Origin of the sequence: Amycolatopsis sp. lyj-109, from assembly GCF_046548995.1 — a bacterium.
In the GTDB taxonomy this organism is placed as follows: domain Bacteria; phylum Actinomycetota; class Actinomycetes; order Mycobacteriales; family Pseudonocardiaceae; genus Amycolatopsis.
The window spans coordinates 71,270-98,044 of the sequence record NZ_JAJPWR010000029.1 but is presented as its reverse complement, the minus strand read 5'-3'; the positions used below and the strand labels follow the sequence as shown (position 1 = coordinate 98,044).

General features: G+C 70.3%; 25 protein-coding genes. 15 read left to right on the top strand and 10 right to left on the bottom strand.

Annotated elements, in window-relative coordinates; all coding sequences use genetic code 11:
• Positions 1-131: 131 nt before the first annotated feature.
• Genes ACLJQF_RS41440 through ACLJQF_RS41425 form a run of 4 tightly spaced genes read left to right on the top strand, consistent with a single transcriptional unit; the run spans position 132 to position 4,921 of the window.
• Positions 132-1,505, top strand: coding sequence for an ABC transporter substrate-binding protein (locus tag ACLJQF_RS41440; protein WP_410615778.1), 1,374 nt, complete (start codon positions 132-134; stop codon positions 1,503-1,505).
• A complete protein-coding gene (locus tag ACLJQF_RS41435; RefSeq protein ID WP_410615777.1) occupies positions 1,483-2,451 on the top strand; it encodes a carbohydrate ABC transporter permease in 969 nt (322 codons plus the stop codon). The genes ACLJQF_RS41440 and ACLJQF_RS41435 overlap by 23 nt, the downstream gene beginning before the upstream one ends.
• The gene (locus ACLJQF_RS41430; protein WP_410615776.1) at positions 2,448-3,317 is read left to right on the top strand and encodes a carbohydrate ABC transporter permease; all 870 of its coding nucleotides are present in this window, start codon (positions 2,448-2,450) and stop codon (positions 3,315-3,317) included. Before ACLJQF_RS41435 ends, ACLJQF_RS41430 begins: the two co-directional genes overlap by 4 nt.
• 32 nt (positions 3,318-3,349) lie before the next feature.
• Entirely contained in the window at positions 3,350-4,921 is a 1,572-nt protein-coding gene (locus ACLJQF_RS41425; RefSeq protein ID WP_410615775.1) for a glycoside hydrolase family 13 protein, read from the top strand.
• 46 nt (positions 4,922-4,967) lie between these two features.
• Here ACLJQF_RS41425 and ACLJQF_RS41420 read toward each other — a convergent pair whose 3' ends face one another.
• A complete protein-coding gene (locus ACLJQF_RS41420) occupies positions 4,968-5,423 on the bottom strand; it encodes a VOC family protein (protein ID WP_410615774.1) in 456 nt (151 codons plus the stop codon).
• A gap of 137 nt (positions 5,424-5,560) precedes the next feature.
• Between ACLJQF_RS41420 and ACLJQF_RS41415 the strand changes: the two genes are divergently transcribed.
• Positions 5,561-6,391: a helix-turn-helix transcriptional regulator gene (locus tag ACLJQF_RS41415; RefSeq protein WP_410615773.1), complete on the top strand. Its 831-nt coding sequence runs from the start codon at positions 5,561-5,563 to the stop codon at positions 6,389-6,391.
• Between the two features lie 24 nt (positions 6,392-6,415).
• Here the strand turns inward: ACLJQF_RS41415 and ACLJQF_RS41410 are convergent, their stop codons facing one another.
• Entirely contained in the window at positions 6,416-7,264 is an 849-nt protein-coding gene (locus ACLJQF_RS41410) for a DUF5829 family protein (RefSeq protein ID WP_410615772.1), read from the bottom strand.
• Positions 7,257-8,480, bottom strand: a complete 1,224-nt coding sequence (locus tag ACLJQF_RS41405) for an aminopeptidase (protein ID WP_410615771.1) — start codon at positions 8,478-8,480, stop codon at positions 7,257-7,259. The genes ACLJQF_RS41410 and ACLJQF_RS41405 overlap by 8 nt, the downstream gene beginning before the upstream one ends.
• Before the next feature lie 737 nt (positions 8,481-9,217).
• Between ACLJQF_RS41405 and ACLJQF_RS41400 the strand changes: the two genes are divergently transcribed.
• The 8 genes from ACLJQF_RS41400 to ACLJQF_RS41365 are packed head-to-tail and all read left to right on the top strand — an operon-like array spanning position 9,218 to position 17,966.
• Positions 9,218-10,243, top strand: coding sequence for a YcaO-like family protein (locus ACLJQF_RS41400; RefSeq protein WP_410615770.1), 1,026 nt, complete (start codon positions 9,218-9,220; stop codon positions 10,241-10,243).
• 18 nt (positions 10,244-10,261) lie between these two features.
• The gene (locus ACLJQF_RS41395; protein ID WP_410615769.1) at positions 10,262-11,500 is read left to right on the top strand and encodes a hypothetical protein; all 1,239 of its coding nucleotides are present in this window, start codon (positions 10,262-10,264) and stop codon (positions 11,498-11,500) included.
• Between the two features lie 4 nt (positions 11,501-11,504).
• Positions 11,505-13,163 (top strand): hypothetical protein, encoded by a 1,659-nt coding sequence (locus tag ACLJQF_RS41390; protein WP_410615768.1) that lies wholly within the window; start codon positions 11,505-11,507, stop codon positions 13,161-13,163.
• On the top strand, positions 13,160-13,759 hold the full coding sequence (locus ACLJQF_RS41385; protein WP_410615767.1) for an O-methyltransferase: 600 nt from the start codon (positions 13,160-13,162) through the stop codon (positions 13,757-13,759). Before ACLJQF_RS41390 ends, ACLJQF_RS41385 begins: the two co-directional genes overlap by 4 nt.
• Positions 13,746-15,122 carry an FAD-binding oxidoreductase gene (locus ACLJQF_RS41380; protein WP_410615766.1) on the top strand — a complete coding sequence of 459 codons (1,377 nt, stop codon included), beginning with the start codon at positions 13,746-13,748 and terminating at the stop codon, positions 15,120-15,122. Before ACLJQF_RS41385 ends, ACLJQF_RS41380 begins: the two co-directional genes overlap by 14 nt.
• Positions 15,119-16,015: a hypothetical protein gene (locus ACLJQF_RS41375; RefSeq protein ID WP_410615765.1), complete on the top strand. Its 897-nt coding sequence runs from the start codon at positions 15,119-15,121 to the stop codon at positions 16,013-16,015. The genes ACLJQF_RS41380 and ACLJQF_RS41375 overlap by 4 nt, the downstream gene beginning before the upstream one ends.
• A gap of 50 nt (positions 16,016-16,065) precedes the next feature.
• Positions 16,066-17,343: an MFS transporter gene (locus ACLJQF_RS41370; RefSeq protein WP_410615764.1), complete on the top strand. Its 1,278-nt coding sequence runs from the start codon at positions 16,066-16,068 to the stop codon at positions 17,341-17,343.
• A complete protein-coding gene (locus ACLJQF_RS41365; RefSeq protein WP_410615763.1) occupies positions 17,340-17,966 on the top strand; it encodes a VOC family protein in 627 nt (208 codons plus the stop codon). The genes ACLJQF_RS41370 and ACLJQF_RS41365 overlap by 4 nt, the downstream gene beginning before the upstream one ends.
• 20 nt (positions 17,967-17,986) lie before the next feature.
• On the opposite strand, the gene ACLJQF_RS41360 is transcribed toward ACLJQF_RS41365, so the two are convergent.
• The 4 genes from ACLJQF_RS41360 to ACLJQF_RS41345 all read right to left on the bottom strand — a co-directional run bounded on the left by ACLJQF_RS41360 (position 17,987) and on the right by ACLJQF_RS41345 (position 22,450).
• Positions 17,987-18,337, bottom strand: a complete 351-nt coding sequence (locus tag ACLJQF_RS41360; protein WP_410615762.1) for a VOC family protein — start codon at positions 18,335-18,337, stop codon at positions 17,987-17,989.
• A gap of 149 nt (positions 18,338-18,486) precedes the next feature.
• Positions 18,487-19,221 (bottom strand): SDR family oxidoreductase, encoded by a 735-nt coding sequence (locus ACLJQF_RS41355; RefSeq protein ID WP_410615761.1) that lies wholly within the window; start codon positions 19,219-19,221, stop codon positions 18,487-18,489.
• Between the two features lie 281 nt (positions 19,222-19,502).
• Positions 19,503-21,407: a S8 family peptidase gene (locus ACLJQF_RS41350; RefSeq protein ID WP_410615760.1), complete on the bottom strand. Its 1,905-nt coding sequence runs from the start codon at positions 21,405-21,407 to the stop codon at positions 19,503-19,505.
• 146 nt (positions 21,408-21,553) lie between these two features.
• Positions 21,554-22,450, bottom strand: coding sequence for an NADP-dependent oxidoreductase (locus ACLJQF_RS41345; protein ID WP_410615759.1), 897 nt, complete (start codon positions 22,448-22,450; stop codon positions 21,554-21,556).
• 84 nt (positions 22,451-22,534) lie between these two features.
• On the opposite strand from ACLJQF_RS41345, the gene ACLJQF_RS41340 reads away from it, so the two are divergent.
• Positions 22,535-22,846: a hypothetical protein gene (locus tag ACLJQF_RS41340; RefSeq protein ID WP_410615758.1), complete on the top strand. Its 312-nt coding sequence runs from the start codon at positions 22,535-22,537 to the stop codon at positions 22,844-22,846.
• Here ACLJQF_RS41340 and lpdA read toward each other — a convergent pair.
• The 3 genes from lpdA to ACLJQF_RS41325 all read right to left on the bottom strand — a co-directional run bounded on the left by lpdA (position 22,828) and on the right by ACLJQF_RS41325 (position 25,512).
• Entirely contained in the window at positions 22,828-24,219 is a 1,392-nt protein-coding gene (lpdA, locus tag ACLJQF_RS41335) for a dihydrolipoyl dehydrogenase (protein WP_410615757.1), read from the bottom strand. The genes ACLJQF_RS41340 and lpdA overlap by 19 nt on opposite strands.
• Positions 24,220-24,267: 48 nt before the next feature.
• The gene (locus ACLJQF_RS41330) at positions 24,268-25,029 is read right to left on the bottom strand and encodes a lysophospholipid acyltransferase family protein (RefSeq protein WP_410615756.1); all 762 of its coding nucleotides are present in this window, start codon (positions 25,027-25,029) and stop codon (positions 24,268-24,270) included.
• Between the two features lie 78 nt (positions 25,030-25,107).
• Entirely contained in the window at positions 25,108-25,512 is a 405-nt protein-coding gene (locus tag ACLJQF_RS41325) for a nitroreductase family deazaflavin-dependent oxidoreductase (RefSeq protein WP_410615755.1), read from the bottom strand.
• A gap of 216 nt (positions 25,513-25,728) precedes the next feature.
• Between ACLJQF_RS41325 and ACLJQF_RS41320 the strand changes: the two genes are divergently transcribed.
• Positions 25,729-26,769 (top strand): LacI family DNA-binding transcriptional regulator, encoded by a 1,041-nt coding sequence (locus ACLJQF_RS41320; RefSeq protein WP_410615754.1) that lies wholly within the window; start codon positions 25,729-25,731, stop codon positions 26,767-26,769.
• Positions 26,770-26,775: the final 6 nt, after the last annotated feature.

Here is a 26,775-nt window from a genome sequence, read left to right as displayed (position 1 = left end):
GGGCGCTTGGCCCGGTGCGGGACTGTTCGTAAGTTGCAGATTCTCGTCGGGTTATTGCGGTGATCCGGTCTCCCACTTTAGAGTGACCGCAATCACGTGACAGCCGTCGCGACCCCGAGAAGAGGCTTGAGATGAGCAGTACCTGGTCCCGAACCGTCTCCCGCCGAACGTTGTGCCTGCTCGCCGCCGGTGGTCTCGCCCTCGGCGTCGCCGCTTGTGGGGACGGCGAAAGCACCCAGGCCGGCGGCAAGGTCAAGATCACCGTCACCGGGCAGCCACCGACCAGCCAGCCGTTCGAGCGGAGCGTGTTCGACGCCGACGTCAAGGAGTTCGAGGCTTCGCACCCGAACATCGACATCGATCCGCACGAAGGCTTCATGGACCCGAAGACGTTCTCCGCGAAGCTCGCCGGCGGGCAGCTCGAAGACGTCTACTACGTCTACTTCACCGACCCGGCGCAGATCATCGCCCGGCACCAGGCCGCCGACATCACCGAAGCCGCGAAGAGCGTCCCGCACGTCAACGACCTCAAGCCCGAGCTGCTGGACACCTTCCGCGACGCCGGCGGCAAGCTCTACGGCCTGCCGACCATGAACTACACGATGGGCCTGCTCTACAGCCGCCCGCTGTTCGTGAGGGCCGGGCTCGACCCGGACAAGCCGCCGCAGACCTGGGACGAAGTCCGCGAAGCCGCGAAGAAGATCTCCGCGCTCGGCAACGGCGTCGTCGGGTACGCCGACTACAGCAAGAACAACCAGGGCGGCTGGCACCTCACCGGCTGGCTCTACTCGATGGGCGGCGACATCGCCCGCAAGGACGGCGACAAGTGGGCCGCCGACTTCGACAACGAGAAAGGCAAGCAGGCCCTGCAATACCTGCACGACATGCGCTGGACCGACAACTCCATGGGCGCCAAGCAGCTCCTGGAAGCCCAGGACGTCCAGCGCATGATGGGCGCCGGCCAGCTCGGCATGTACATGGCCGCCCCGGATAACGTCCCGGTGCTCGTCAAGCAGTTCACCGGCAAGTACGAGGACTACGGCATCGCGGGCATGCCCGGCGGCCAGGGCACCCTGCTCGGCGGCGAGGGTTACATGATCAACCCGAAGGCCTCGCCGGAGAAGGTCAAGGCCGGCCTCGAGTGGATCCAGTGGAAGTACCTCAACCCGGACCGCTTCGAGAAGCACATCCAGCAGTACGTCGACGGCAAGCAGCCGGTCGGCCTGCCCGCCGAGCCGACCCCCGATGTCTGGACCGGCGCCGTTCGCGAGCAGCAGCTGGCACTGAAGGCCAAGTACGCCAACGTCCCCGCCGCCAACTACAAGTCCTATGTGGACACCACGAGCCGGATCAAGGGCAGCATCGAGCCGCCGAACGCCCAGCAGATCTACGCCGCGCTCGACAGCGTCATGCAGGCCGTGCTCACCGACCAGAACGCCGATATCGCGCAGCAGCTGAAGTCCGCCGCGTCGAAGGTCGACAGTGTCCTCGCCCAGGTCAAGTAGCCTGCTCGCCTGGCCCGCGGCGAAACCGTCGCGGGCCGGGCGCCTGGCCGCCACACCGGCGAACCGCACAAGACTCCGGCGCAAACTCAAGGAGAACCTCACCGCATACGGCCTGCTCTGCGCCGCACTCGTGGTGTTCGCCCTGTTCTCCTGGTACCCGATCGTCCGCGGCGTGCTGCTGAGCTTCCAGCAGGTCGACTTCGTCAACCCGCCCACCTGGGTCGGCTTCGACAACTTCACGAAGCTGTTCGAAGACCCGCTCTTCGGCGTCGCCTGGCGCAACACCCTGCTGTTCACCGGGCTCGCGCTGGTCTTCGGCTTCGCCGTCCCGTTCCTGACCGCGGTGCTGCTGAACGAGCTGCGCCACGCGAAGGCGTTCTTCCGGCTCGCCGTCTACCTGCCGGTGATGCTGCCGCCGGTCGTGACGGCGCTGATGTGGAAGTGGTTCTACGACCCCGGTCCCGGCCTGTTCAACTCCGCGCTCGGCGCGGCCGGCCTGCCCGGCGGTCAATGGCTCGATTCGTCCGGCACGGCGATGCTGTCCCTGGTCTTCGTTTCGACGTGGGCCAACATGGGGAGCACCACGCTCATCTACCTCGCCGCGCTCGGCACCATCCCCGGCGAGCTCTACGAAGCCGCGGAGCTCGACGGCGCCGGGCTGTGGAAACGCCTGCGGCACGTGACGTTCCCGCAAACGCGGTTCGTCCTGCTGGTGCTCCTGCTGCTGCAGGTCGTGGCGACCATGCAGGTGTTCACCGAGCCGTACGTGATGACCGGCGGCGGCCCGGACGACTCGACGGTGACCGTGCTTCTCCTGCTCTACCGCTACGCCTTCGTCTACAACGACTTCGGCTCGGCCAGCGCGATGAGCCTGCTGCTGTTCGTGGCGCTCGGGGTGTTCTCGGCGTGGTACGTCCGGCTGACGCGGAAGGCGGACCGGTCATGAGGACTCTCGTCTCGCCCGGTGCGCTGCGCAGCCCGCGCGGCAAGGCCGTCTATGCGGTCGTCTTCACCGGCACGCTCCTCGTCTTCGTCCTCGCTTTCCTGTTCCCCCTCTACTGGGTCGTCACCGGCGCGCTGAAGTCCCCGCAGGAACTGGCGCAGACGCCGGCGACGCTCGTCCCGCACGAGTGGCACCCGGAAACCTTCGCCGACGCCTGGGACCAGCTGAACCTCGGCAAGTACTTCCTCAACACACTGATCGTCGCCGGCGGCGCGTGGCTGGCGCAGCTGGCCATCGACGTCCCGGCCGCGTTCGCGCTGTCGAAGCTGCGGCCGAAGTTCGGCAACGTCGTGCTCGGGCTGATGCTGGCCACGCTGATGCTGCCCGCCACCGCGTTGCTCGTCCCGACGTACGTGACGGTGACGGACCTGCCGCTGCTGCACCTCAACCTGATCAACTCGCCGGCCGCGGTCTGGCTGCCCGCGGCGGCGAACGCGTTCAACATCTACCTGCTGAAACGGTTCTTCGACCAGATCCCCGACGAGCTGATCGAAGCGGCGCGCATCGACGGCGCCGGGCCGGTGCGCACGCTCTGGCGGATCATCCTGCCGATATCGCGGCCGATCCTGGCCGTGGTGTCGATCCTCGCGGTGGTCGCCGCGTGGAAGGACTTCATCTGGCCGCTGCTGGTGTTCCCGGACACCGGGAAGCAGACCCTCTCGGTGATGCTGCAGCGGGTGGCGATCGACATGCCGCTCAACGTGCTCGTCGCCGGGATGGTGCTGGCCAGCCTGCCGATGGTGGCCCTGTTCCTGGCGTTCCAGCGGCAGATCCTCGCCGGGCTGACCGCCGGCAGCATCAAGGGCTGACCTTGTCACAACGACTCAGGAGGGGCACTTTCGTGACCGACAAGACCGGCTGGTGGCGGAGCGCGGCGATCTACCAGGTGTACATCCGCAGCTTCGCGGACGGCAACGGCGACGGCGTCGGCGACCTCGCCGGCGTCCGCGCCCGGCTGGACCACCTGGCCGACCTGGGGATCGACGCGATCTGGTTCACGCCGTGGTACCCGTCGCCGATGGACGACGGCGGCTACGACGTCGCCGACTTCCGCGACATCGAGCCGCTGTTCGGCACCCTCGCCGAGGCCGAGGACCTGATCGCCGAGGCCCATGCCCGGGGCATCCGGGTGATCATCGACGTCGTCCCCAACCACTGCTCCGACGAGCACCGCTGGTTCCGGGCCGCCCTCGAAGCCGGCCCGGGTTCGCCGGAGCGGCAGCGGTTCTGGTTCCGGCCCGGCCGCGGCCCGGCCGGCAGCGAGCCGCCGAACAACTGGAAGTCGCGCTTCGGCGGGTCCGCGTGGACGCGCGTCCCGGACGGCGAGTGGTACCTGCACCTCTACAGCTCCCGCCAGCCGGACTTCAACTGGGACAACCCCGAGATCCGCACGGAGTTCGAGGACGTGCTGCGGTTCTGGTTCGACCGCGGCGTCGACGGCTTCCGCATCGACGTCGCCGACGGCCTGGTCAAGGACCCGCACCTGCCCGACGTCGACGACGGCGACGAGACGCCGTTCTCCGACCAGGAAGGGCTGCACGAGATCTACCGGTCGTGGCGCAAGATCGCCGACAGCTACGCGGGCGAGCGCGTGCTGGTCGGCGAGATGTGGCTGCCGGACATGTCGCGGGCCGCGCGGTACCTGCGCCGCGACGAGCTGCACTCGGCGTTCAACTTCGACTTTCTGGTCTGCCCGTGGGACAGCAGCCGGTTCCGCGACGTCATCGACCGGACGGTGAAGGCGCACGACGAGGTCGGCGCCCCGGCGGCGTGGGTGCTGTCGAACCACGACGTCACCCGGCACGTCACCCGCTACGGCCGGCCGGGCGACACCGGTTTCTCGTTCGCGAACCGGCTGCACGAACTGCCGGTCGACCGCGCACTCGGCACTCGGCGCGCGCGGGCGGCGGCGTTGCTGACGCTCGCCTTGCCCGGCGGGCTGTATATCTACCAGGGCGAGGAGCTGGGGTTGTGGGAGGTCCTGGACATCCCGGACGAGCTGCGCCAGGACCCCGTTTTCGCCCGCACCCACGGCACCGACCCGGGCCGGGACGGCTGCCGGGTGCCGATCCCGTGGTCCGGCACCGAGCCGCCGTTCGGATTCGGCAGCGGCGGGGCCTGGCTGCCGCAGCCTGCCGAGTGGCGCGCGTACACGGCCGAGGCGGAGGCGGCGGACCCGGCGTCGATGCTGTCGCTGTACCGCAACGGCCTGCGGCTGCGGCGGAACCTGCCGACCGGTCCGCTCGAGTGGCTCTCGCTGGGTGAGGGGGTGCTGGCGTTCCGGCGGGGGTTCACCTTCGCGCTGAACTTCTCGCCGGCGCCGGTCCCGCTGCCCGACGGCGAGATCCTGGCGGCCAGCGGCCCGGTGTCGACCGAGTTGCCGACGGACACGGCGGTCTGGCTGCGGCACTAGACCCCGGAGGCCGCCGCCGGGCGAACCCGGCGGCGGCCTCGGTGGCTCACCCGACGCGCTCGGACAGCTCGAACATGTTGCCCCACGGATCGCGGAAGAACGCGAGCCGCGCGCTGATGTCGGCGATCTCGAACGGCGGGTTGACCATTTCGACGCCGCGCTTGCGCAGCTCGGCCAGGGTCTCGTCGACGTTGTCCACCGACAGGCAGACGTGGTTGTAGCCGTTGACGGCCAGGCTCGCGTCGACGTCGCCGAACCGCGGCTGGGCGGCGGCACCGGGGCCACCGAGGATCTCCAGGTGGAAGTCGTCCTGGGTGGGCGGCAGCACGTAGGCGAGGGTCAGGTCGCCGTAGGGCCAGGTCTGCAGGACGCGCCAGCCCATCGTGTCGACCCAGAACGAGCGGGCCGCCTCGAAGTCGGGGTAGCGGATCCCGGTGTGGTGCCCGCGCATGGATGCGAACGGCGACTCGGGGTCCTGCGGCGGGGTAGCGGGCAAAGGCATGATCGGCTCCGGGAGAACGTGGTGATCGGACGCTTTCCATTACGGCCGGTCCGCGCCGCCCGGTGAAGGCCGGTGGTGGCCTTGCCAGTACCACCCGGAACTGTCCCGCAGCGGGTTCGCGGGGTGATAATCCGATCATGACGACCGGCGACGAACTGCGCGGCTTCCTCACCTCGCGGCGGGCGGCGCTCTCCCCCGAGGACGTGGGCCTGCCCGACCCGGCCACGAGCCGGCGCGTGCCGGGGCTGCGCCGCGAAGAGGTCGCCAGCCTGGCCGGGGTCAGCGTGCACTACTACGTCAAGCTGGAGCAGGGGCGCGCCGGGAACGTCTCCGGCCAGGTGCTGGCCGCGATCGCGCGGGCCCTGCGGCTCGACGACGTCGAAACCCGCTACCTCCGCTCGCTGCTGCAACCTGGCCGCCACGCCCCGCCCGCGCTGCCCCGCGCTCGGCCCGCGTTGCGGTCGATGATCGGTGCACTGGCCGTGCCGGCCGTGATCCACGGCCCGCACCTGGAGGTGCTCGCGATCAACCACGCGGGCAAGGCGCTGCTCGACGACTTCGAGGCGATGCCGCCGGCGGACCGCAACACGGCGAAGTGGATGTTCCTCAGCCCGCGGGCCCGGGTGGTGTACCGCGACTGGGCGCGGATCGCCGCGGACGTCGTCGCCGTCCTGCGGTCCGGTCCCGCCGACGACGCACTGGCCCGGCTGGCGGGCGAGCTCCGCACGCGGTCACCGGAGTTCGCGCAGCTGTGGGCCGAGCACCGGGTGGCCGAGCACCAGAACGGCGTCAAGCGCTTCTTCCACGAGGCCGTGGGCGAGCTGACGCTCAACTGGCAGACGCTGCACCTGCCGGACAGCCAGGGGCAGAGCGTCATCGTCTACAGCGCGGACACGGGGTCACCGTCCGAGGAGAAGCTGCGGCTCCTGGCCAGCTGGACGGCGACCCCGGCGCCGGTCACTCCGTGAGCTGCTGATCGCCGGGGATCCTGGTCACGCGTTGGGCGGAAAGGTCCAGACCGCGCGCGGGCCGGGGCCGACGGTGAGGGTGGAGTTGCCGATCTTTTCGCTGTGCGCCCGGGACATCGGCGCGAGCAGTGCCATGTCCACCTGACGCAGCCCGGCGGCCGCGCGCGGCACCGCGTCGAACCGCAGCACCGTACCGTCGCCCTCGGCGTCCACGCCGCCGGGTCTTTCCCGCACGGTGTACCCGCCCGCCCGCAGCAGGGGCACGCTGTCGGCGAGGTCGTTCGCGGTGACGGCGACCCTGACCGCGGTGAGGTCGCGCAGGTGCTGTGGGCGGGGGTAGCCGTCGAGGTAGCGCGCACGGCTGACATCGCCCGCGTCGGCCGCGGGCCCGCTCTTGCTGCGTGAGTCGGCGAAATACGACTGTTCGTACTCCATCCCCCAGGCCCGGAACGCGTCGTAGGTCTGGCCGGTGTACACGGCCCGGAACCAGGGAACCACCACACCGTCGCCGAAATCGCGGGGCTGCCGGTGCTCCACCGGCGTGGGCACCCCGAGCGCCGGCAGCCGGTCGACGACCGTGCGCAGCTCGCCCGCGCGCTCCACGGACAGGCCCACCCCCGCCGAACCGAGCGCGGCTTCCTGGCCGGGCACGTCGCCGACCTTGAACAGCTCCAGGTACGTCGCCCGGCCCATCAGGTACCGCCCGGTCCACGTCCGGCTGTCGTCGGTCGTGGTACGCAGGTGGCAGCCGGCGAACGTCCGCAGGTACTCGGAAGCCTCGACGGCGTCGGCGGTCACCGCGTCCAGCACGCCGTAACAGTGGTTGAGCTGCAGCAGCGGCCGGTCTTCCCCCGCGGCGCGGCTTTCAGGCATCCAGCTGCCACTCGTCGCCGTGCACCAGCGGAACCGCGGTGCCACCCGGCTCGATACCGTCCACCTCCACCTCCGGACCGCCGACCATGAAGTCCAGGTGGATGCTGGACTGGTTGATACCTATTTCCCTCAGGGCCACCGGGTCGTTCGCCGGCGCGTCCTCCACCGCGAACGGCGCGCCGTTGCCGAGGGCCAGGTGACACGTCGCGTTTTCGTCGAGGAGCGTGGTCCGGAAGAGCGTGTTCAGCCTGCCCACCCTCGAGGTCGCGTCGACCAGGGCCACCTCGCCGAACCGGGTCGCCCCTTCGTCCCTGGCCATCAGCTGGTGGATCGTCTTCTCACCGGCGGACGCGCTCGCTTCCTCCACCCGGCCGCCCGCGACGCGCAGGGCCAGGTCCCGCACCTCGACGCCGCCCGCGTAGAGGGGGCGGGTGGCGCGGACGACGCCGTCGGCGCGACGGAGGTCCGGGACCGTGCCGATCTCCTCGGTCGGGAGGTTGGGCAGGTGCTTCTGCCCCCATTCCGTTTCGAAGACCGCGGCTCCCCAGCGCGCGGCCTGCAACAGGCCGACCGTCAGGTCGGTACCGGGTCCGCGAAACCGGATGGCGTCGAAGTGCCGCTCGGTGATGGCCTTCGCACGCGCTTCCAGCCGCGCCATGTGCTCCTGCCAAGCCGCGACCGGATCCGGCTCGTCCAGCCGCACCGCTCGCTCGATCAGCCCCCACAACCGATCGACGTCGGGTTCGCCGAACAACGCTTCGGCCCACCCTTCGGTCGGGCACGCGATGATCGACCAGGCGACCGCGCGTTCGTTGATGCCGCGCAGGTGTTCCTTGCGGACGTCGATCGCGTCCGCGCGGGCGACCCGGCCGCCGTCCAAGCCCGCCATCACGTTCGGGTCCGGGTCGCCGACGATCACCATGCGGCACGCGTGCCCGCGCCGCGCGTCTTCGAGCCGCTTGACCTGCCAGGGCGCGGCCCAGCCCAGGCCCTCGTCGGCACCGAACTCCACCTGCGCGCGCAGGATCTGCTGGTCGTTGTAAAGGACATCCACGTAACGGGCGCCTGCCGCGTACGCCGCGCGTGCCACGCTGCGGGCGAGCGGTGCGTGCTCCACCGCCGCCTCGACCAAGAGGTCCTGACCTGGCCGGAGACACACGCCGACCTCGACTGCCAGCTTCGCGTAGCGGTTCAACCGCTCGACCGTGCTCACCATCGACCCGTCCCTTGTTAATTTCAGGTAAGATCTGCGAATTTGCCCGACAATACAACATAAGAGTGGTAACGCGCTTCGGCGAGAAGTTCCGGATCATCTGCACGTGCATCCCCGTCGATCATGGTGCTCACTATAGCGAGCCAACGACCGGATACCTACGTACACACAACAGGAAACCATGATCAATTGAGACGACCCGCGCCGATCAAGCGATCCAAATTAGCACCCATGAGCGGCGTGCAATTAGCCCGAATGGCACATGCAGCAACGTTACCTTGGCATTCTGAGAGAGATCCTGCTAGCATCGGGGAGCGATCACGGCTCGGTTCCGAGTCGCATGGGGACTGGGGCGGAAATCGCAAAATTTGAACCATCAATCAGAGGTAATTCACCTTTCGGAGGATTGAAATGGTCGAGTTTGAGCTGGACATCGTCGAGGACACGCAGGACTTCCCCGTTCTTCTCTGCACCTCGTACTAAGAGGAACAGCTCGCCGATGACCTGTTCGGGCTTATCTGGAGGGGCCTGTCGAGTAGCCAGCTGATCCCTGGCATGCTTTCGATACGTTCTTGCGCGTGATGACCATCGAACCTTTCGGTGTCGTGCGGCCGAAGGGTTGTTTGAGCATGGCAAAAAGCGCAATTCCGCCCGAGTGGGCGTCAACCACAGCGAACTGAACGCGGACGGACAGGTCTCGTGAAGAGACCTGTCCGTCCGTCAGAACGGAGCATCTTTCGGTGAGCGCTACGCCGATTCTCGATGATCAGCTGTACCTCGGTTTGGATCACGTGGACGCCCGGTCCGGTCGTTTCGCGGGTGGAGCCTGCGACGACGTGCCCGAACGGGCCATGGTGCGGGCCCACGGCGAGGCCACCGAGCGGGCGAGTTTGATCGAAAACGGTCCGCTCCTGGTCATCTCCCGGGATGAGGCAGTGGAGCGCGGCCTTTCCCTGTTCACCCCGCACGAAATCCTCGAAGACGCCGAGGACTGGGTCCCGGCCCGGCGCGCCACGACCGGTGAGGCGGCCGGCGTGCCGGCGGACGTCGCCCTGCTCCGCAGGGTGAGCACGAAGCTGCGCGTACTGCCGTGGCGGCAGAGTTCGGTCGGCACGGCCGCACACCCGGACCGCGACGTCGCCGGCGTCAGCGGGATCCTGGAATGCCTGGAACGCCTGGCGATCAGGCGAGTGTGGGCGGGAACGGTCACGCTGGAGCCCGCCACCGAGCGGCTCGGCGAACTGATACCGCCCGGGCTGGCGAAAGCGCTCGCGGACCGTCAGCTCGTCGTCCACGCCTGGGGCGTGCGTGAAATGGCGCCGATCCACGTCACGCTGGTCCTGGTCGGCCGGCACGACCGGGCGCAAGCGACCTTCGGCGCCGGCGCGGGATTCACGCAGGGGCCCGCGCTGCTGCACGCGTTGCACGAGGCCGTGATGGTACGGGCCTCGCTGGGGAATCCGGTCAACCGGAGCGAACCCGAATTCCTCCGCGGTGCCCGTTCGGCCGGGCACCAGGAGGCGTTCCTGTCCTTTCTCCGCCACCTCGAAAAGCCCGTCGACGAGGGCGAGGCGGGTGACCCGGCCGCGATCACGCCCACTGAACTGCCGGCATTCGTCGAAGAACGCTTCGGTGTCGCACCGCTGCTCATCGACGTGCCGTCGGTGAACTCCACCGCCGTCGTCAAGGCGGTCATCCCGTCGGCGGAGTTCCTGACGCCGCGGTCGGGTGGCGACTACATCGTCGCTCCGGGCTACCTGGAATAGCAGAAGGGATCTCCAACGATGACTTCGACCGCCGAGAGGCGCCCGGCGCTGGCCGATTATCCTCGATCAGACGACGCCGCATTGGCCACGCTGGAACTCTCCGACCACAACCGGACGATGGTGCTGCGGCGGCGAGAGCTGTGGTCGCCCTACCTGCGCGGTCACGGCAACCCGGACGCGGCGGTGGCCACGCGGTTCATCCCGCTGCTGCTCGAGCTGATCCGCACCCGTTCCGGCGAGGGGCTCCCGTTCGTGCCCGGCTCGTACTACCCACCCGGTTTCCGTCAGCACGTCCTCGGTCACACCGCATTCCCGGACGACGCCATCGATCACCGGTTGAGCGCGGTGGACGAGAGCGGGCTGCCATTCCTGGCCGAGCTGCGCGCCATGCTCGAGCCCGGCTCCGACGTTTCCGTCTCGACCCTCACGTCCCTGGCACAGGTCCTCAACGTGCTGGGGTTGTTCAGCGTCTCCGCCAAAGCGCTCGGCAAACGAGCCGTCGAAAGCGGCGACCCCGTCCTGACCTATGAAGTGGCCCGCTCGTACTACGGGCTCGTCATCGATCCGGACAAGGCGGCACAACCGTTCCACAGCCTGGTCGCGGACACCGGAAATCCGCCGGGCACCCGGCTGAGCGCCTACGGCCGGCTGATCGCGCACTACTGCCGGCGGCAACGCGACCTCGACGAGTGCGCCGAGGTGGCCGCGGACGCGCAAGCGCTGATCGACGGCGTCACGGCGGACACCTTCGACCTCCGCCTGTACATCAGCCGGACCTACCGGGCACTCGCCTTGTACGCGGTGCGCCGGCGCGATATGGCGGACATCGCCGAGAAGATGCAGCTCGCCATCGACCTCGCCAGAGGGCTGAGCGCCGCGGCGAGCACCCCGGCGGAGAAAGTGGCAGCCGCCCAGAACGAAAGGCTGAGCCTGGAGGCGAGTCTCAAGGCGTTCATCAGCTCCAAGGGCCGCGCGATGGTCGTCGACATGGAACCGGAGGCGGCAGCCGGCCGGCTGCTCGAACTCGACCCGGGTGACCCCTACACGCAGCTCTACGCGGGCGACACGCTGTGGATGACCGGCCACGACGAACGCGCTCTCGAATGCTTCACGACGGGGGGCATGCTCGGCACCTTCCCCGGTGCACTGGCCGCCGCCCGCGCCGGCGCCGCTTTCGACCTGCTGGGGCGCAAGGAAGAGTCGGAAGACTGGTTCGCGGTGGCCGCGGAGCTGGACCCCGCCGCCGCGGTGGCCTGACGCCATGACGGAAGCGACCCGGCTGGTGGCCGATCTGCCCGACCGCTCGGACGCCGTCATCAGCGGGCTGTCGGACGCGTTCCGGCGGTCCCAAGTGGACTATCTGCCGGACTCGGTGTGCTGGTACCGGGACCGCTGGCTGGTCTCCACCGACGCGTGGGGGGACCGCCGGGTCGCACAGTTCGATCCGGACGCCCGGCGCTGGACCGAGTTCCCGGCGCCGGCCGGCTGGATCCGGCGGCCGATGTCGGCGGGCGGCGGCCGGCTGAGCGTGCTGTGGCACGAGCACCACGCCGACGACGGCCGGCAGCTCGCCCTGCGCGACGGTCGCTGGGACGCGCTCGAGGAGAACGTCGAGGAATCCGGGATCACCGACTGGGACGGCAGGCTCCTGGCGCACCGCAGCCCGGCGGGCAACGCGGCCGTCCTGACCGCCGGCGGTGAACTCGTCCAGGTGACGACGAAGCCGGACGGGACGTCGGCGTTGACCGGTCCCGGGTGGCAGATCGGCGTTCCGCGCGGGGCCACGGTCTCGCACCTTTCGCCGTCACCGGACCGCGAGAACGTGCTGGCGGTGATCCGCGGCGGCGCCAGCTACCAGCTCGTCGTCCTCTCGTCCGGGACCGGCCGGGTGCTCAGCCCGCAGTCGCTGCGGAAGGTCGTGCTGCCGTCCTCGGCCTGGCTGGACGACACCCGGGTCGTGCTCTGCGCGGAGGAGTGGCCGAACATCGTTCCGTACGTCTGGGACTGGGCGAGCGGGCGCGTCGATCCGGTGTGGGCACCCGGGACGGCCGGATCCGTCCGGTCCGTGGCCACCGCGCCGGACGGCACGTGCGTCGCCGCGGTCGGCACCCCCACCCTGCCGCGCACGCTGCGGTCCCTCGACGACACGTCGTTGCTGGCGCCGGCGTCGAGTGGAGAGGTCCGCGCGGTGGTCGTGCGGCGGGGAGACCAGCTGCTGCCGTGCCTGGTCCACGAGCCGCCGGCCACCTGCCGCGGAACCGCGTTCTTCGTCCCCGGTGGCCCGCACGTCCCGATGTGGGGCGAGTTCACCTCGCTCACGGGGGCGATGAACGAAGAGGGCTGGCGGGTCGTGCGGGTCAACCTGAGCTCCAGCGGGCTGCGCCAGCCCGAGTACCGGCCGAAGGGACCGGTCCGGTTCGGCGTGGACGACGTGGCGGACCTGTGCGCGGCGATCGAAGAGCTCGCCGACGGCCCGGTGGTCACCATGGGGATGAGCTACGGCGGTTACGTGGCGGCGCTCGCGGGCGAACTGTCGGACCGGTGCGTCGGGGTGGCTCTGCTCGGCGGCTTCCTGCACCACGACGACCTCGCCGGGACGGCACACCCCGGCGTGCGCCAGTTCGCCGAATTCGCTTTCAAGGACCGCGAACCGCTCGGAGCCGACCGGCTGCGCAAGCGCTATTTCATCGCGCACGGTGAGCTGGACGAGCGGATTCCGATGCCGGCCGTGCGGCGGCACCTCGACCGGATGGACCAGCAGGCCACCTTCGTGGAGCTCGACGGCGAGGGGCACGCCATCCGCACCGACCGCGGTGCTCGCCTGGCTTATCCGCCACTACTGGAGTGGATGAACGATGTACGCGGCGGCCGGGCACTGGCCGCGGGCCGCCGCGTCGGAAACGGCGTGGAGGAATCGTGAGTGAACTGGTGAAGGTCCCGAAGCTCGTCGAGGTCGCCGAGAAGCGGGCCATGGAAGAGGACTTCCACATGTCCAGCGCCCGCGACACGGGTCAGCTGCTGCGCGCGCTCGCCGCGAGCAAGCCGGGCGGGCGGCTGCTGGAGATCGGCACGGGCGTCGGCGTCGGTGCGGGCTGGCTGCTCGACGGCATGGACCCCACAGCGCGGCTGATCACCCTGGAGGTGCATCCCGAAGCGGCGGAGATCAGCACGGAGATGCTGGCCGGCGACTCCCGCGTCGAGGTGGTGCACGCCGACGCGATCGAGTGGCTGCGGGCGTACGACGGCCCGCTCTTCGACCTGATCTTCGTCGACGCCAGCGTGCCGAAGTACGAGGAGCGGGCGCTGACCCTGTCCCGGATCGCCCCGGGTGGCCTGTTCGTCTGCGACGACGTCATCTGGTCGGCGAGCTGGGATCCGGCCGTCCGGCCGAGCAAGGACCGGGTCGACAAGTTCCGGCTGGAGATCTTCGCCGAGCCGGACTTCCACGTGCTGCTGATGGACTGGGGGCCCGGCGTCTGCGTCGCGACCCGGATCGCGGCCGATGTCGACAGCTGAGGACGGCCGCGCCCTCCGCCGGGCGTTCGAGGCCGGGTTCGGCGGGCTGGTCGTCGACCGGTGGCATCCCGGGTACGACGAGGCGCGCGGCGTGTGGAACGGGCTGGTGGATCGCCGGCCGGCCCTGATCGCCCGGTGCGCCGACGTGGCGGACGTGGTCGAGGCGGTGTGCGTGGCTGCCGATCACCGGCCGCCGGTGAGCGTCCGGGGCGGTGGCCACCAGGTCGCCGGCAGCGCGGTGTGCGACGACGGGCTCGTGATCGACCTGTCGGCGATGACCGCGGTGCACGTCGACCCGGCGCGCCGGGTCGCCCGGGTGCAGGGCGGGGTGACCGTCGGCAAGCTCGACGCCGAGACCCAGGTCTTCGGGCTGGCGGTGCCGGGCGGGGACGTGATGGGCACCGGCGTCGCGGGCCTCGCCCTGGGCGGCGGGATCGGCATGCTGACCCGGGCGCACGGCCTGACCTGCGACCACCTGCGGTCGATGGAGATCGTGACGGCGGACGGCCGGGTCCGGACGGCGGGTCCGGACGAATATCCGGACCTGCTCTGGGCGGCGCGCGGCTGCGGCCGCGGTCTCGGCGTCGTCACCAGCATGGAGTTCGACCTCGTCGAACTCGGGCCGACAGTCTCCTACGCCGAGGTGTACTACTCCTCCGAGCAAGGGGAATCGGTGCTGCGGGCCTGGCGCGAGGCGGTCGCGGCCTTGCCGGACACGGTCTCGCCGATGGCGATCCTGCGCGGGATGCCGCCGTATCCCCAGGTGCCCGAGGAGTTGCGAGACACCCCCATCGTCGGCGTCGGCGCGGTTTACGCCGGCCCGCCGGAGGAGGCGCAGGCGGCGCTCGCACCGTTGCGTCAGCTCGCCACCCCGCTGCTCGACGTGAGCGGGACCGTCGCCTACGAGCAGTCGCCCAGCCCACCCGCGGGGATCCGGGCTTACATGAAGTCCCATTTCCTGGACGGACTCACCGACGACGCGATCCGGACCCTGCTCGACCGGCAGGCGCGCTGCCCCAGCCCCGGCGCCGAACTGGTGATCCGCACGATGGGCGGCGCCGTCCGGGGCATCCCCGCGGACCGGAGCGCGTTTCCGCACCGCGCGGCGCAATTCAACGTCAACGTCAACGCGATGTGGCGCGACACCGGACTCGACGACACGATCCTCGGCTGGTGCCGGACGAGCTGGACGGCACTGGCGCCGCACGCCAACGGCGGTGTCTACCTCAATTTCTCGGGCCTCGCCGACGAAGCCGACTCCGTGCGCGAGGCCGTCTACGGTCCGAGTGCGGCCCGACTGGAGGCGATCCGCACCGAATTCGACCCGGAGGGACTTTTCGCGTGGGCAGCCCGTCAGCCGTGACCTCCCGTGCCGACCGGATCCTCGCCCGGCTGATGGAGGCGTACGAGCAGGGAGCGCTGCCCGAGGTCGACGCGGCGGCCTCGCAACTGGGGACCGCGCACCCCGAACTGCGAGCGTGGTCGACGTACATCCGCGCCGGCGTCATGGCGTTGCGCGGTGCACCGGACGCCGGCCTGCGCCTGCTCGCCGACGCCGCCGAGCACGGTGGCTGGTGGAGCCCGCAGCTGCTGGCCGATCCCGCGCTGGAGACCATCTGGCCGCTCGACGGTCAGGACGTCCGGGCCAGGTCGGAGCAGCGCTGGCGGGCGGCGCAGGAACGTGCCGAGCTGAGCTGGGAGATCGTCCGGCCGGCCACGCCGCCGTCCGCGATCGTCATTTCCTTGCACGGCAACGGTCCGGCGCCCGCGGATCTCTTCGCCTCGCTGTGGGCCGAACTCGGCTCGTGCGCGGCCTTCCTGGTGCGCTCACCGCAGCTGGCCGCCAGCGGCGTCCACGAGTGGCGCGACCCCGACCTTGCCGTCGCCGACGTCCGGACCGTCGCGCGGGCCGCCCGGGCCGAATTCGGCCCGGAGGTGCCGCTGGTCCTCGCCGGACTCGGCGCCGGCGGCCGGATCGCGATCGAAGCGACCCTCACCGGCGCCGTGGCGGCGGCCGGCGCGGTGGCGTTCGCACCGAACCTGCGGCCGCTCGGCCCGGTGGGCACAATCGCGCCCCGAATCTGCATTTTCCCTGGTGGGACCCCGGCATCGGTGGCATCGTGCGAAAGCTTCGCAGGATGGGCGCGCACTCGGGGGATCGACTGTTTCCTCCGTTATGAGGACGGGATGGGCCACGCGTTTCCGGCGCGTTTCGGTGCGGCGATGGAGGGGGTCCTCACCTCCGTTCTTCGGTAGTATCCGCTAGGCGCGGGTGAAATTCGCTCGCCGGTTCGCAAGGGGGTTGTATGACGGCGGCTGCCGATCCGCAGAAACCAGGCGTCTGGGCGACATTCCGCGACGCTCCCGCGGCGGCGAAGACGATCATGTTCGGCGTCATCGTGAATCGTCTCAGCGGCTTCCTCGTGATCTTCCTGGTCCTCTACGTGTCCGCGCTCGGCTATTCGACCGCCCAGGCCGTGTTCGCCCTCGGCGCGTACGGAGCCGGCGGGGTCGTGGGCACGCTCGTCGGCGGGGTGCTCTCCGACCGGTTCGGGCCGCGGCTCACGATCGCGGCGAGCATGGGCGTCAGTGGCCTGCTGATCGCGTTCATGCTGGTACCGAACCAGTATCCGCTGCTGTTGCTGGCCAGTGTGCTGGTCGGCGTCACCTCGCAGGTTTTCCGGCCTGCCTCCTCCACCCTGCTGTCGGACCTCACCCCCGCCGACAACCAGGTGATGATCTTCGCGATCTGGCGGTTCGGCCTCAACGTCGGCTCGGCCGTGGCCCCGATGCTCGGGTTCGCCCTCTACTACCTGGACGGCAAGCAGTACACGCTGGTCTTCCTCACCGAGGCGATCGTCGCCGTCGCGTACGCGGTGCTGGCCTGGGTGATGTTGCCACCCCGGGACGTGGTGCGGACGATATCCGCGCCCGTGGAGTCCGACCCCGCCGCCGGTTCCGGCCGCGGCGGTTACCTCGCGGTGCTCCGAAACCGCCGCTACGTCGTCTTTCTGCTGGTGGCTGCCGTACACACCATCGTTTACCAGCAATACCTTTCGACGCTGCCCCTCACCGTGAACGAGGTCAAGCTGGACGTCTTCTGGTACACGCTCGCCGTTTCGCTGAACGGTTTGGTGGTGATCGCCCTCGAACTGCCGGCGACGAAGGTGGTGCAGCGGATGCCGATGCGGCTGTCGATCGCGATCGGTCTTGCCCTCATCGGAATCGGGGTCGGCGTGTACGGGCTGCCGATGGTGCCGGCGGTGATCATCGGCGGGACACTGCTGTGGACGATCGGCGAGATCATCAGTGGCCCGTCGCTGTTCGCGTACCCCGCGGTCGTCGGTGCCGGCCCGCTGAAGAGCCGTTACATCGGCAGTTTCCAGTTCGCTTTCGGCCTCGGCAACACGGTCGCCCCATTGGTCGGCGGCTGGTTGTTCCTCTCACTGGGAACCGCGCTGCTGTGGCCGCTCCTCGGCGCGGTCGAGGTGCTGGTCGCGGTGGCGATCCTCGGCCTGGTCCGGGTGCCGAAGAAGGCGCCGCCGGCCACCGAACTGAACGAAGTGGCGGCTGAGACGCCATGATCGACCACATTCTGTACGCCACGCCGGATCTCGAATCCGCTGTCGACGACCTCGACCGGCGGTTCGGGGTCCGGCTTTCCCCCGGCGGCCGGCACCTCGGGCTCGGTACCCGGAACTACCTCGCCGATCTCGGCGGGCGGACGTACTTCGAGGTGCTGGGCCCCGACCCGGACCAGCCGGATCCGGCGCACGGACGCCCGCTCGGGATCGACGACCTGACCCGGCCGCGGTTGTCCACCTGGGCGGCCCGGGTGGACGATCTGGACGAGGCCGTGCGAACCGCCACCGCGAACGGGTGCCGGTTCGACCCGGCCGTGGCCATGTCCCGGGACCGGGGCGACGGTGTCCACCTCGCCTGGCGGGCGGCCGTCCCGTCGGAGGGGCAGGGGTTCGGCCGGGTCATTCCGTTCCTCGTCCAATGGGAGACCGAGGCGTACGCCGCCGAACTGTCCCCCAAGGGCATCCACCTGGTGTCCTTGATCGTGTCGCACCCCGAGGCCGCGATGGTGCGGGGGCACCTGGCCGCGCTCGGCCTGACGGACTGCGTCACCGTGCGGCAGGCGGCGGAACCTTCCTTGCAGGCAACGCTGAGGACCCCGGCCGGAGAAGTCACCGTGCGGTGATCCCGGCCGGGATCACCGCATCAGCGCGGGCCGTACACGATGACCGCGTTGCCCCAGGCGTCCTGGACCACCGCCCGGGTTTCGTGGGGTCCCTGCTCCGGCGCCCGCACGACGGAGCCACCGGCGCGCACCACGGCGTCGAGCGTCGCGGCCACATCGGACACCTTGATCGAGGCCGCGGGCACACCGCCGGTGACATCCTCGGCCGCGCCCACCAGCGCGAGGGTCAGGCCACCGGCGTCCAGCGCGGCGTACCGGTCGCCGTCGGTGAACTTCTCGGCGAAACCGAAGGCGGCCGCGTAGAACGCCACGGCCGCGCCGACGTCGGACACCGGGTGCTGCACCTGCCGCAACTGCGGGCCGTCGCTCATCGGCGGACCCTCCCGCCATCGACGAACGGCATGACGAATCCTGCGATGTCTCCCATGGGACTCCCCTCCGGTGCACGCCAAACTACCGCCGCCGAGTCACGCCGGACCACCGGCCGTACGGGTGTTTCCCGCCCTGGTCGGCGAATCCCCTAGCCGCGGCCGATGAACGGCATGGTCGTCGCGGTGAGGGTGAGGAACTGGACGTTGGCATCGAGCGGCAGGCCGGCCAGGTACCGCACCGCGTCGGCCACGTGCCGGACGTCGAACGTCGGCTCGGCGAGCACCCGGCCGTCGGCCTGCGGGATGCCGGCGGCCATCCGCTCGGTCATCTCGGTGGCGGCGTTGCCGATGTCGATCTGCCCGCAGGCGACGTCCCAGGCCCGGCCGTCCAGCGAGATCGACCGGGTCAGCCCGGTGACGGCGTGCTTGGTCGCGGTGTAGGCGACGCTGGCGGGCCGCGGCACGTGGGCGGAGATCGAACCGTTGTTGACGATCCGGCCGCCGCGGGGATCCTGGTCCTTCATCAGCCGCACGGCTTGCCGCGCGCAGAGGAACATCCCGGTGAGGTTGACGTCGACGGTCCGCTTCCAGTCCTCGACGGACAGCTCGGCGACGGTACCGCCCGCGGCGATCCCGGCGTTGTTGAAAAGGAGGTCGAGGCGCCCCCACCGGTCACGCACGGCCGCGAAGAGCGCCTCGACGGCGTGCTCGTCCGAAACGTCGGTGGGCACGGCGAGAGCGTTCTCGAAGCCTTCGGCGGTTTCGGCGAGAGCATCGGCGCGGCGCCCGGCCAGCGCGACTTGGTAGCCGTCCTCGAGGAGCGCCCGCGCCACGGCCCGCCCGATACCCGACCCCGCGCCGGTGACCACGGCCGTTTTCGCCATCCCGCCTCCTAAGACCGCGCCCATGAGACTGTGCTCATAAGACTGTGCCCATGAGACTGTGCCCATGAGACTGTGCCCATGGGACTGCGCGAGAGTTCCCGAGCCGGGCTCGCCCGCCAACTCGGCCACCCTAGCGGCCTGCGGGACCCCGGCAGGTGTCTTGAATGACTCATTCCTGGCGTCGGAGGTCTTGAATGAGTCATTCAAGACGCTGCGGCACGGCACGGCACGGCACAGAGCGGGGCCCGGCTCGCGCCGGACCCCGCTCGGAAAGAACCGCCTTACTTCGCCGCCACGCCCAGCGCGGCGAGCGCCGGGCCGGCCATGATCACGCCGCTGCCCGTCACCGTGTCGAAGCCGGCGGGGCCCAGGTCGATCGACGAGGACACCAGGGCCGCCCGGATCTGGGCCGGGGTGGCCGTCGACTTGCCCGAGAGGAGCAGGGCCGCGATGGCCGCCGCGTGCGGGGCCGCCGCCGACGTCCCGAAGAACGGCTGGAAGCCCGTCACCGAGGTGGCGACCCCGTCGGCCGCGGTGATGTCCGGCTTGGTGCGGACCGTGCCACCGGTCGAGGACACGTTGCCCGGGGTGATCGCCGTGCCGTCGGCGTTGTAGAACACGCGGCGCTTGCCGTCGGAGGAGAAGCGCTCCCACTTGCTCGACGCCGTGTACAGGCCGGGGTACGGGCCGGCCGGGTTGGCCGGGTCACCGGTCTCCAGGGGACGGGTGAACGCGCCCGCCGCCGGCGCCGCCGCCACGCTGAACGCGTTGACCGCGGCCGAGTGGCCGTTCGTGACGCCGTTGGTGCTGAAGGCCTTGAGCGAGCCCGAAGCCACGAACCGGCCGCGGATGACGTTCAGCGCGATGAAGCGGTCGGCGCCGCTGTACTTGACGACCGCCACCTTGAAGCCGGAGCCGGTGGTGGGCACGGACGCGATCTCGTACGGGTTCTGCGTACCGGACTGCGCGTTCTCGCTGGAGGCCACGACGCTGCCCGCGGAGTTCAGGATGAACAGGTCGTAGTCGTTGGCGGACTTGCCCCACGGGTCGGACCAGAACAGCGTCACCGGCTTGCCGAGCGAGCCGGCCGAAAGCGCGTCGAAGTTCTGCGTGGTGCTGCTCGGGTCGAAGTCGTGCGGGGTGCCGGTGACGCCGCTGATCTTCGACGACGAGGCGCGGAAGTCGCCCTCGTAGTAGCCGCTGGTGCCGTCGGTCGCGTTGCCCGAGTTGCCGGCCGAGGAGAAGTAGAGGACCCCCGCGGCGGTCACGTCGTTGACCGCCTGCGCGACCTGCGTGTCCTGGAACGGCGATTCGTCGAAGTAGGAGACGTCGTCGACGATGATCTGGCAGCCGCCGGTGGTGCGCAGCGCGCGGATGTTCGCGGCGAAGCTGGCTTCGCTGGTGAACGCGGTCGCGAAGCCGAGGGTCGCGTTCGGCGCGAGGTCGTGGATGATCTCGAGCATCGCGGTGCCCTCGTCGCCGCTGCCCTTCTGGCCGGACAGGACGTCGACCGCGGGCAGTTCGCCGGCGCTCTGCGACTTCGCCAGGGAGTCGACGCCGTCGGAGAGCACGCAGACCTTCACGCCGGAGCCGCTGACACCGTAGGTGGTGCGGGCGGTATCGGCGCCGTGCGCCTTGTCGCCTTCGGACACCTGCGTCGCGGCGGCGGCCTGCGCGGCCACCGCCTGGCGGAGGTCGCGGTTGCCCGGCTCGCTCCAGGTGGTGGCCCGCGCGGCGGGCTTCACCTCGGCGACGTCGGCCCGGCCGGCGATCGCGTCCAGCGCGGACAGCGGCAGGTCGGCGCGGACCGCGCCGTCGGGTGAGACATACCGGACCGCGCCGCCCGCCGCCTTGACGGCGTTCGCGACGGCCTTGCTCTGGGCGGCGATGTCGACCGCGACGGTGCCGGCGGTGCTGACACCGACGCCGGAGCGGTATTCGGGCAGCTTCGCGGCCAGCGACCGGTCGGCCCGCAACCGCTTCTCGACGACCAGCTGGCTCGATTGCTTGCGCTCCGCAGGGCTCAGGCTCTTCTTGATGCTCTGCAGCGCGTTGATGCCCGCTTCGGTGCGCGCGGCCGCCGCGTCCACGGTGGACGGCTGCGCCGCCGAGACCCCCGTGGTCAGCAGCAGCGCACCGACCGTCAGCGGAACCGCGTGCGCGGCGACCCGGCTGAATCTCACCATCGATGTCTCCCTGTGGTACTCGGCCACTCGACCGAATGACACCCGACTGGGTGTAATGGGGAGAATCTAAGGAGCGACCGGCCCGGATTCCAGCGACCAAAGTCGGGAAGGCGCCTCGGTCCACATACTGGAACGTCGATGGGTGCTCAAAAGAACGTGAGAACTATTTTTCCGCGGCCGTGTCCGGTTTCGATTTCCCGATGCGCGGCCACCGCCTCGGTGTACGGGTAGGCCCGGCGCACGAGGAAGCGCAAGTCACCCTTGGCGTAGAGCGCGGCCAGTTCGGCGAGCCGCGCGGCGGAGCGCCCGGACTTCAAGACGAGCACGCCGAGTTCCGCGGCCCGGTGGTGGTCGACGAGGGTGAGGATCCGGTCCCGCTCCTTCACCAGGTCGAGTGAGACGTCGAGCGCTTCTCCACCGGCCCCGTCGAGCACGACGTCGATACCTTGCGGCGCGGCGGCCAGGACGCGGTTTTTCAGTCCTTCGCCGTAGACGACGGGTGTCGCGCCCAGGCCCCGCAGGTAGTCCTGGTTGGCCTCGCTCGCGGTGCCGACCACGTGGGCGCCCCGCAGCCGCGCGAGCTGCACGGCGGCGGTGCCGACCGACCCCGCGGCGCCGTGGACGAGCAGCGTCTCCCCCGCACGCAGGTCGAGGGTTTCCAGCGCGATGGACGCGGTCTGCGTCCCGGCGGTGAACCCGCCGGCCACCTCCCACGGCATTTCCGGCGGCTTCGGCGTGACGTCGGAGGCCGGGACGACGATGTACTCGGCGGCGGCCCGCACGGCGGTGAAGCCGAGAACTTCGGTACCGGCCTCGAGTTCGCCTTCGTCGACGACGCCGGCGAACTCGTTCCCGGGCACCCGCGGCCAGGACAGCGCCAGACCGGGCGGTTCCCACCCGGCCCGCACGGCGGCGTCGTACGGCTGCACCCCGGCGGCCTTGACCCGCACCCGGACCTCCCCCGGCCCGGCGTGCGGCTCCGGCAGGTCGAGGACGCGGAGCACTTCGGGCCCGCCGGATTCGGTGAACGCTACGGCTTTCATGGCGCCAGTCTGATACTTCGAGTTACCTGGAGGTCAACCACGCAGCGACGAAAATCGTCGGCGCCCTGCCGTACGGTCGGCAGCATGACCGAACTCGAGATCCGCCGCGCCACCCCCACGGAGGCCGGGACCCTGACCGCCCTGATGCACGCTTCCTCGGCCCACCAAGGCGACTACGCGTCCATCTTGGACGGTTACGCGATCGCCCCCGGGTACGTCGAGGCCAACCCGACCTTCGTCGCCACCGGGGACGGCGGGATCCTCGGCTTCTACGCACCCGCCCGCGTTGGCGTTCTACGTCCGGATGGGCGCGCGGCGCACCGGCACGATCCCGGCGAAGATTCGCTGGGACCGGCCGGAGCTCCGCTTCGACGTCCCTACAGGTTGATCATGTGACCCGCGAGGCCGTGGATCGCTTCCTTCACCGCTTCGCCCAGCGTCGGGTGGGCGTGCACGTTGCGCGCCACCTCGTGCACGGTCAGGTCCCACTGCTGGGCCAGCGTCAGCTCCGGCAGCAGTTCCGTCACGTCCGGGCCGATCAGGTGCCCGCCGATCAGCTCGCCGTGGCGGGCGTCGCTGATCAGCTTCACGAACCCGGCCGCGTCGCCCAGGCCGTGGGCCTTGCCGTTGGCCGTGAACGGGAACTTCGCCACCTGGACGTCGAAGCCCTTCTCGCGGGCCTGCTCCTCCGTCCAGCCGAAGCTGGCGATCTGCGGCTGGCAGTAGGTCGCGCGCGGGATCATCGGGAAGTCGAGTTCCATCGTCTCGGCGCCCGCGATCGTCTCCGCCGCCACCACGCCCATCGACTCCGACGCGTGCGCCAGCATCAGCTTCGCCGTCACGTCGCCGATCGCGAAGATGTGCTCGACGTTCGTGCGGCCGCGGCCGTCCACGGCGATCGCGCCGCGGTCGGTCAGGGCCACGCCGGTCTTGTCCAGGCCGTAACCCTCGACGCGCGGCTGGAAGCCGATCGCCTGCATGACCTTGTCGGCCTCGAGGACCTGCTCGCCGTTCTTCTCCGAGGACACCGTCACCCGCACGGACGAACCCGAGTCGTCGATCGACTCGACGCGGGTCGACGTCAGCACCTTGATGCCGAGCTTCCGGTACCGGCGCGCCAGCTCCGCCGACACCTCGGCGTCCTCCAGGGGCACCATCCGGTCGAGGAACTCGACGATCGTGACGTCGACGCCGTAGTTGTGCAGCACGTAGGCGAACTCGACGCCGATCGCGCCCGCGCCGGCGATCACGATGCTCGACGGCAGCTCGCTCGAGAGGATCTGCTCTTCGTACGTGACGACGCGCTCGCTGCGCGCGGTCCCGGGCAGCAGCCGCGTGGTCGCGCCGGTCGCGATGACGCAGTGGCCGAACGTGATCCGCTCGCCGTTGACCTCGAGGGTGTGGTCGTCGACGAACGTGCCGTGCCCGTCGAACTCGGTGATCTTGTTCTTCTTCATCAGGAAGTGCACGCCCTTGACGCGCCCGTCGGCGACCTTCCGGCTCCGCTCGTACGCGGCCGTGTAGTCGAAGCGGATCGGGCTGTCGGAGGAGATCCCGAACGTCTTCGCCTCCTGCGTCACCACGTGCGCCAGCTCGGCGTTGCGCAGCAGCGCCTTCGACGGGATGCACCCGACGTTCAGGCAGACGCCACCCCAGTACTTCTCCTCGACCACCGCGGCGCTCAGCCCCAGCTGGGACGCGCGGATCGCCGCGACGTAGCCGCCCACCCCGGCCCCCAGCACGACGACATCAAAGTGTTGTGCACTCATGCTTCGAAGCTACCCTTCGCGGCACTGTTCAGCGGAGTGACGGGGACCTCAGGCGGCGACCGGCGGCCGCTCCCCGCGCAGTGAGCCCAGCAGGTCGGTGATCGCGGCCATGATCCGGGCCGTGGCCTCCTCCAGCACCTCGCGGGTCAGCTCGCGGCCGACGAGGTCGGACAGGTCGACCGGCGGTCCGGCGATCAGCTCGACGGTCTTGCGCGGCAGCGGCCGCGGCAGCTTCGCCGTCGAGGGCAGCAGGTGGTGGGTCCCCCAGTTGGCCACCGGGATCACCGGGGCCCCGGTCTCCAGCGCCGCCCGCACCACGCCGGTCTTGCCGCGCATCGGCCAGCCGTCCGGGTCGTCCGAGAAGGTGCCCTCCGGGAAGATCGCGACGCATTCGCCCCCGCGCACGGACGCCACCAGGTCGCGGTAGGCCTCCGCGGCCGTCGCCGCGCCGCGGTAGACCGGGATGTGCCGCCCGGAGCGCATCACCGCGCCCAGCACCGGCAGCTTCCAGAGCGAGGCCTTCGCCAGGTAGCGCGGCACGCGGCCGGCGGCGAGGCAGAACGCCGTGAGCGTCGCCGGGTCGGCGAACGACAGGTGGTTCGACGCCACCAGCACCCCGCCGGTCTTCGGGATGTGCCGCGAGCCCCGCACGCGGAACCGGGTGGTCTGGACGAGGAACTGCCAGACCACCTCGATCGCGAAGCTGTACCAGGCGCCGCGGCCGGCGCGGGCGAAGCGCCGGCCGTAGGCGATCATCTGGCGCCGGGTGAGCAACTCACCTTCGGTGTCCAGGGCGGTCCAGCGGTCCATGACTGTCATTCGTAGCCCACGACCGGCCGGATCGGCCCGCGCCCGCGCCGAACGCGGCGCAGATCACAGTGAAAAACTTCAGAGCCGCTCGAGCACCACGACCGGGATCTCACGGTCGGTCTTCTTCGCGTACTCGTTGTAGTCCGGCCAGACGGCGGCGAGCTTCTCCCACAGCTTCGCGCGCTCCTCGCCGGAGCTGATGCGGGCGCGAGCCGTGAACTTGTCGGCCTTGACCTGCACGCCGACCTCGGGGGTTTCGACGAGGTTGAAGTACCAGCCGGGGTGGTTCGGCGCGCCGCCCTTGGAGGCCACGATCACCGGATTGCCGTCGACCTCCTGGTAGATCAGGGCGAACTTGCGCTCCTGGCCGGTCTTGCGGCCCTTGGTGGTCAAGACCAGCGTCGGGACGCCTTCCTGCCAGTCGTGGCCGACCTCGCCGTCGGTTTCCTCGTAGCGGCGGACGTGCTCGTCACCGAACAGCATGGGTGGTTCCTTTCGCGTCGATCAGCAGTGGCGGGCTCACCACTTGAAGGTTCTCCTTGTTTGCAACACACGCGATGCGCGCGATCTTCCCGCCGGTTTCACTCGTTCGGGGGAGGTCCCCCAAGCAGCGGCTTCTCGCGGCACACCCTCCTCCCAGTAGATTGCACCGACCGAGCACGCCGAGACACTCGAGACCGACTCTTGGAGGAGCCAGCCATGAAGGCCCGGCCGCACGTGACACTCGAAGACGTGGCACGCAGCGCGAACGTCTCGCTCGCGACGGCGTCGCGGGTGCTCAACGGCACCGCGTCCGTCCGCGCCGACCTGCGGGAGCGGGTGTCCGCCGCCGCGGCCGAACTGGCCTACGCCCCCAACGCGCACGCACAGGCCCTCGCCGGCGGCACCCACCGCACGGTCGGCGTGATCTGCCACGACGTCAGCGATCCGTACTTCGCGGCCATCGCGGGCGGGGTGATGCGGGTGGCCACCGACAACGGGCTGCTCGTCATGCTCGCCGGCACGTTCCGCGACCCGGACCGCGAGGTCGCCTACGTCTCGACGCTGCGGGCGCAGCGGGCCGCGGCCATCCTGCTCATCGGCTCGGCGTTCGAGGACCGGGCGTGGGAACGCGCGATGGCCGCCGAACTGGAGCCCTACCGGCGCGGCGGCGGCCAGGTCGCGGCGGTCAGCAGGCACCGCGGGCTCAAGATCGACACCGTGCAGCCGGACAACAAGGGCGGCGCCGCGGCGCTGGCGAAGGAACTCGTCGGCCTCGGCCACAAGCGGTTCGCCGTGCTGGCCGGGCCGCGGCGGCTGAGCACCGTGATCGACCGGCTGGCCGGGTTCTCCGACGAGCTCGCCGCGCACGGCATCGAACTACGCGAAGACGACGTCGTCGAGGCCGCGTTCAGCCGCGACGGCGGGTACGAGGCGACGAAACGGCTGATCGCCGGTCGCAGGCGCAAGCTGCCGACCTGCCTGTTCGCCGTCACCGACGTGATGGCGATCGGCGCGCTGACGGCGTTGCGCGAGGAAGGCCTGTCCGTGCCCGGCGACCTCTCGGTGGCCGGGTTCGACGACATCCCGGTGGTCCGCGACCTGGCCCCGGCGCTGACCACGGTGCGGCTGCCGCTGGAGGAACTCGGCGAACGCGCCATGGACCTGGCGATCAAGGGCTCCGCGGGCACCCGGCCGCGGACGGTCCGGCTGGCCGGCGAAGTCGTCCTGCGCGAAAGCACCGGACGCCCCAAACGCTGAGGCCCA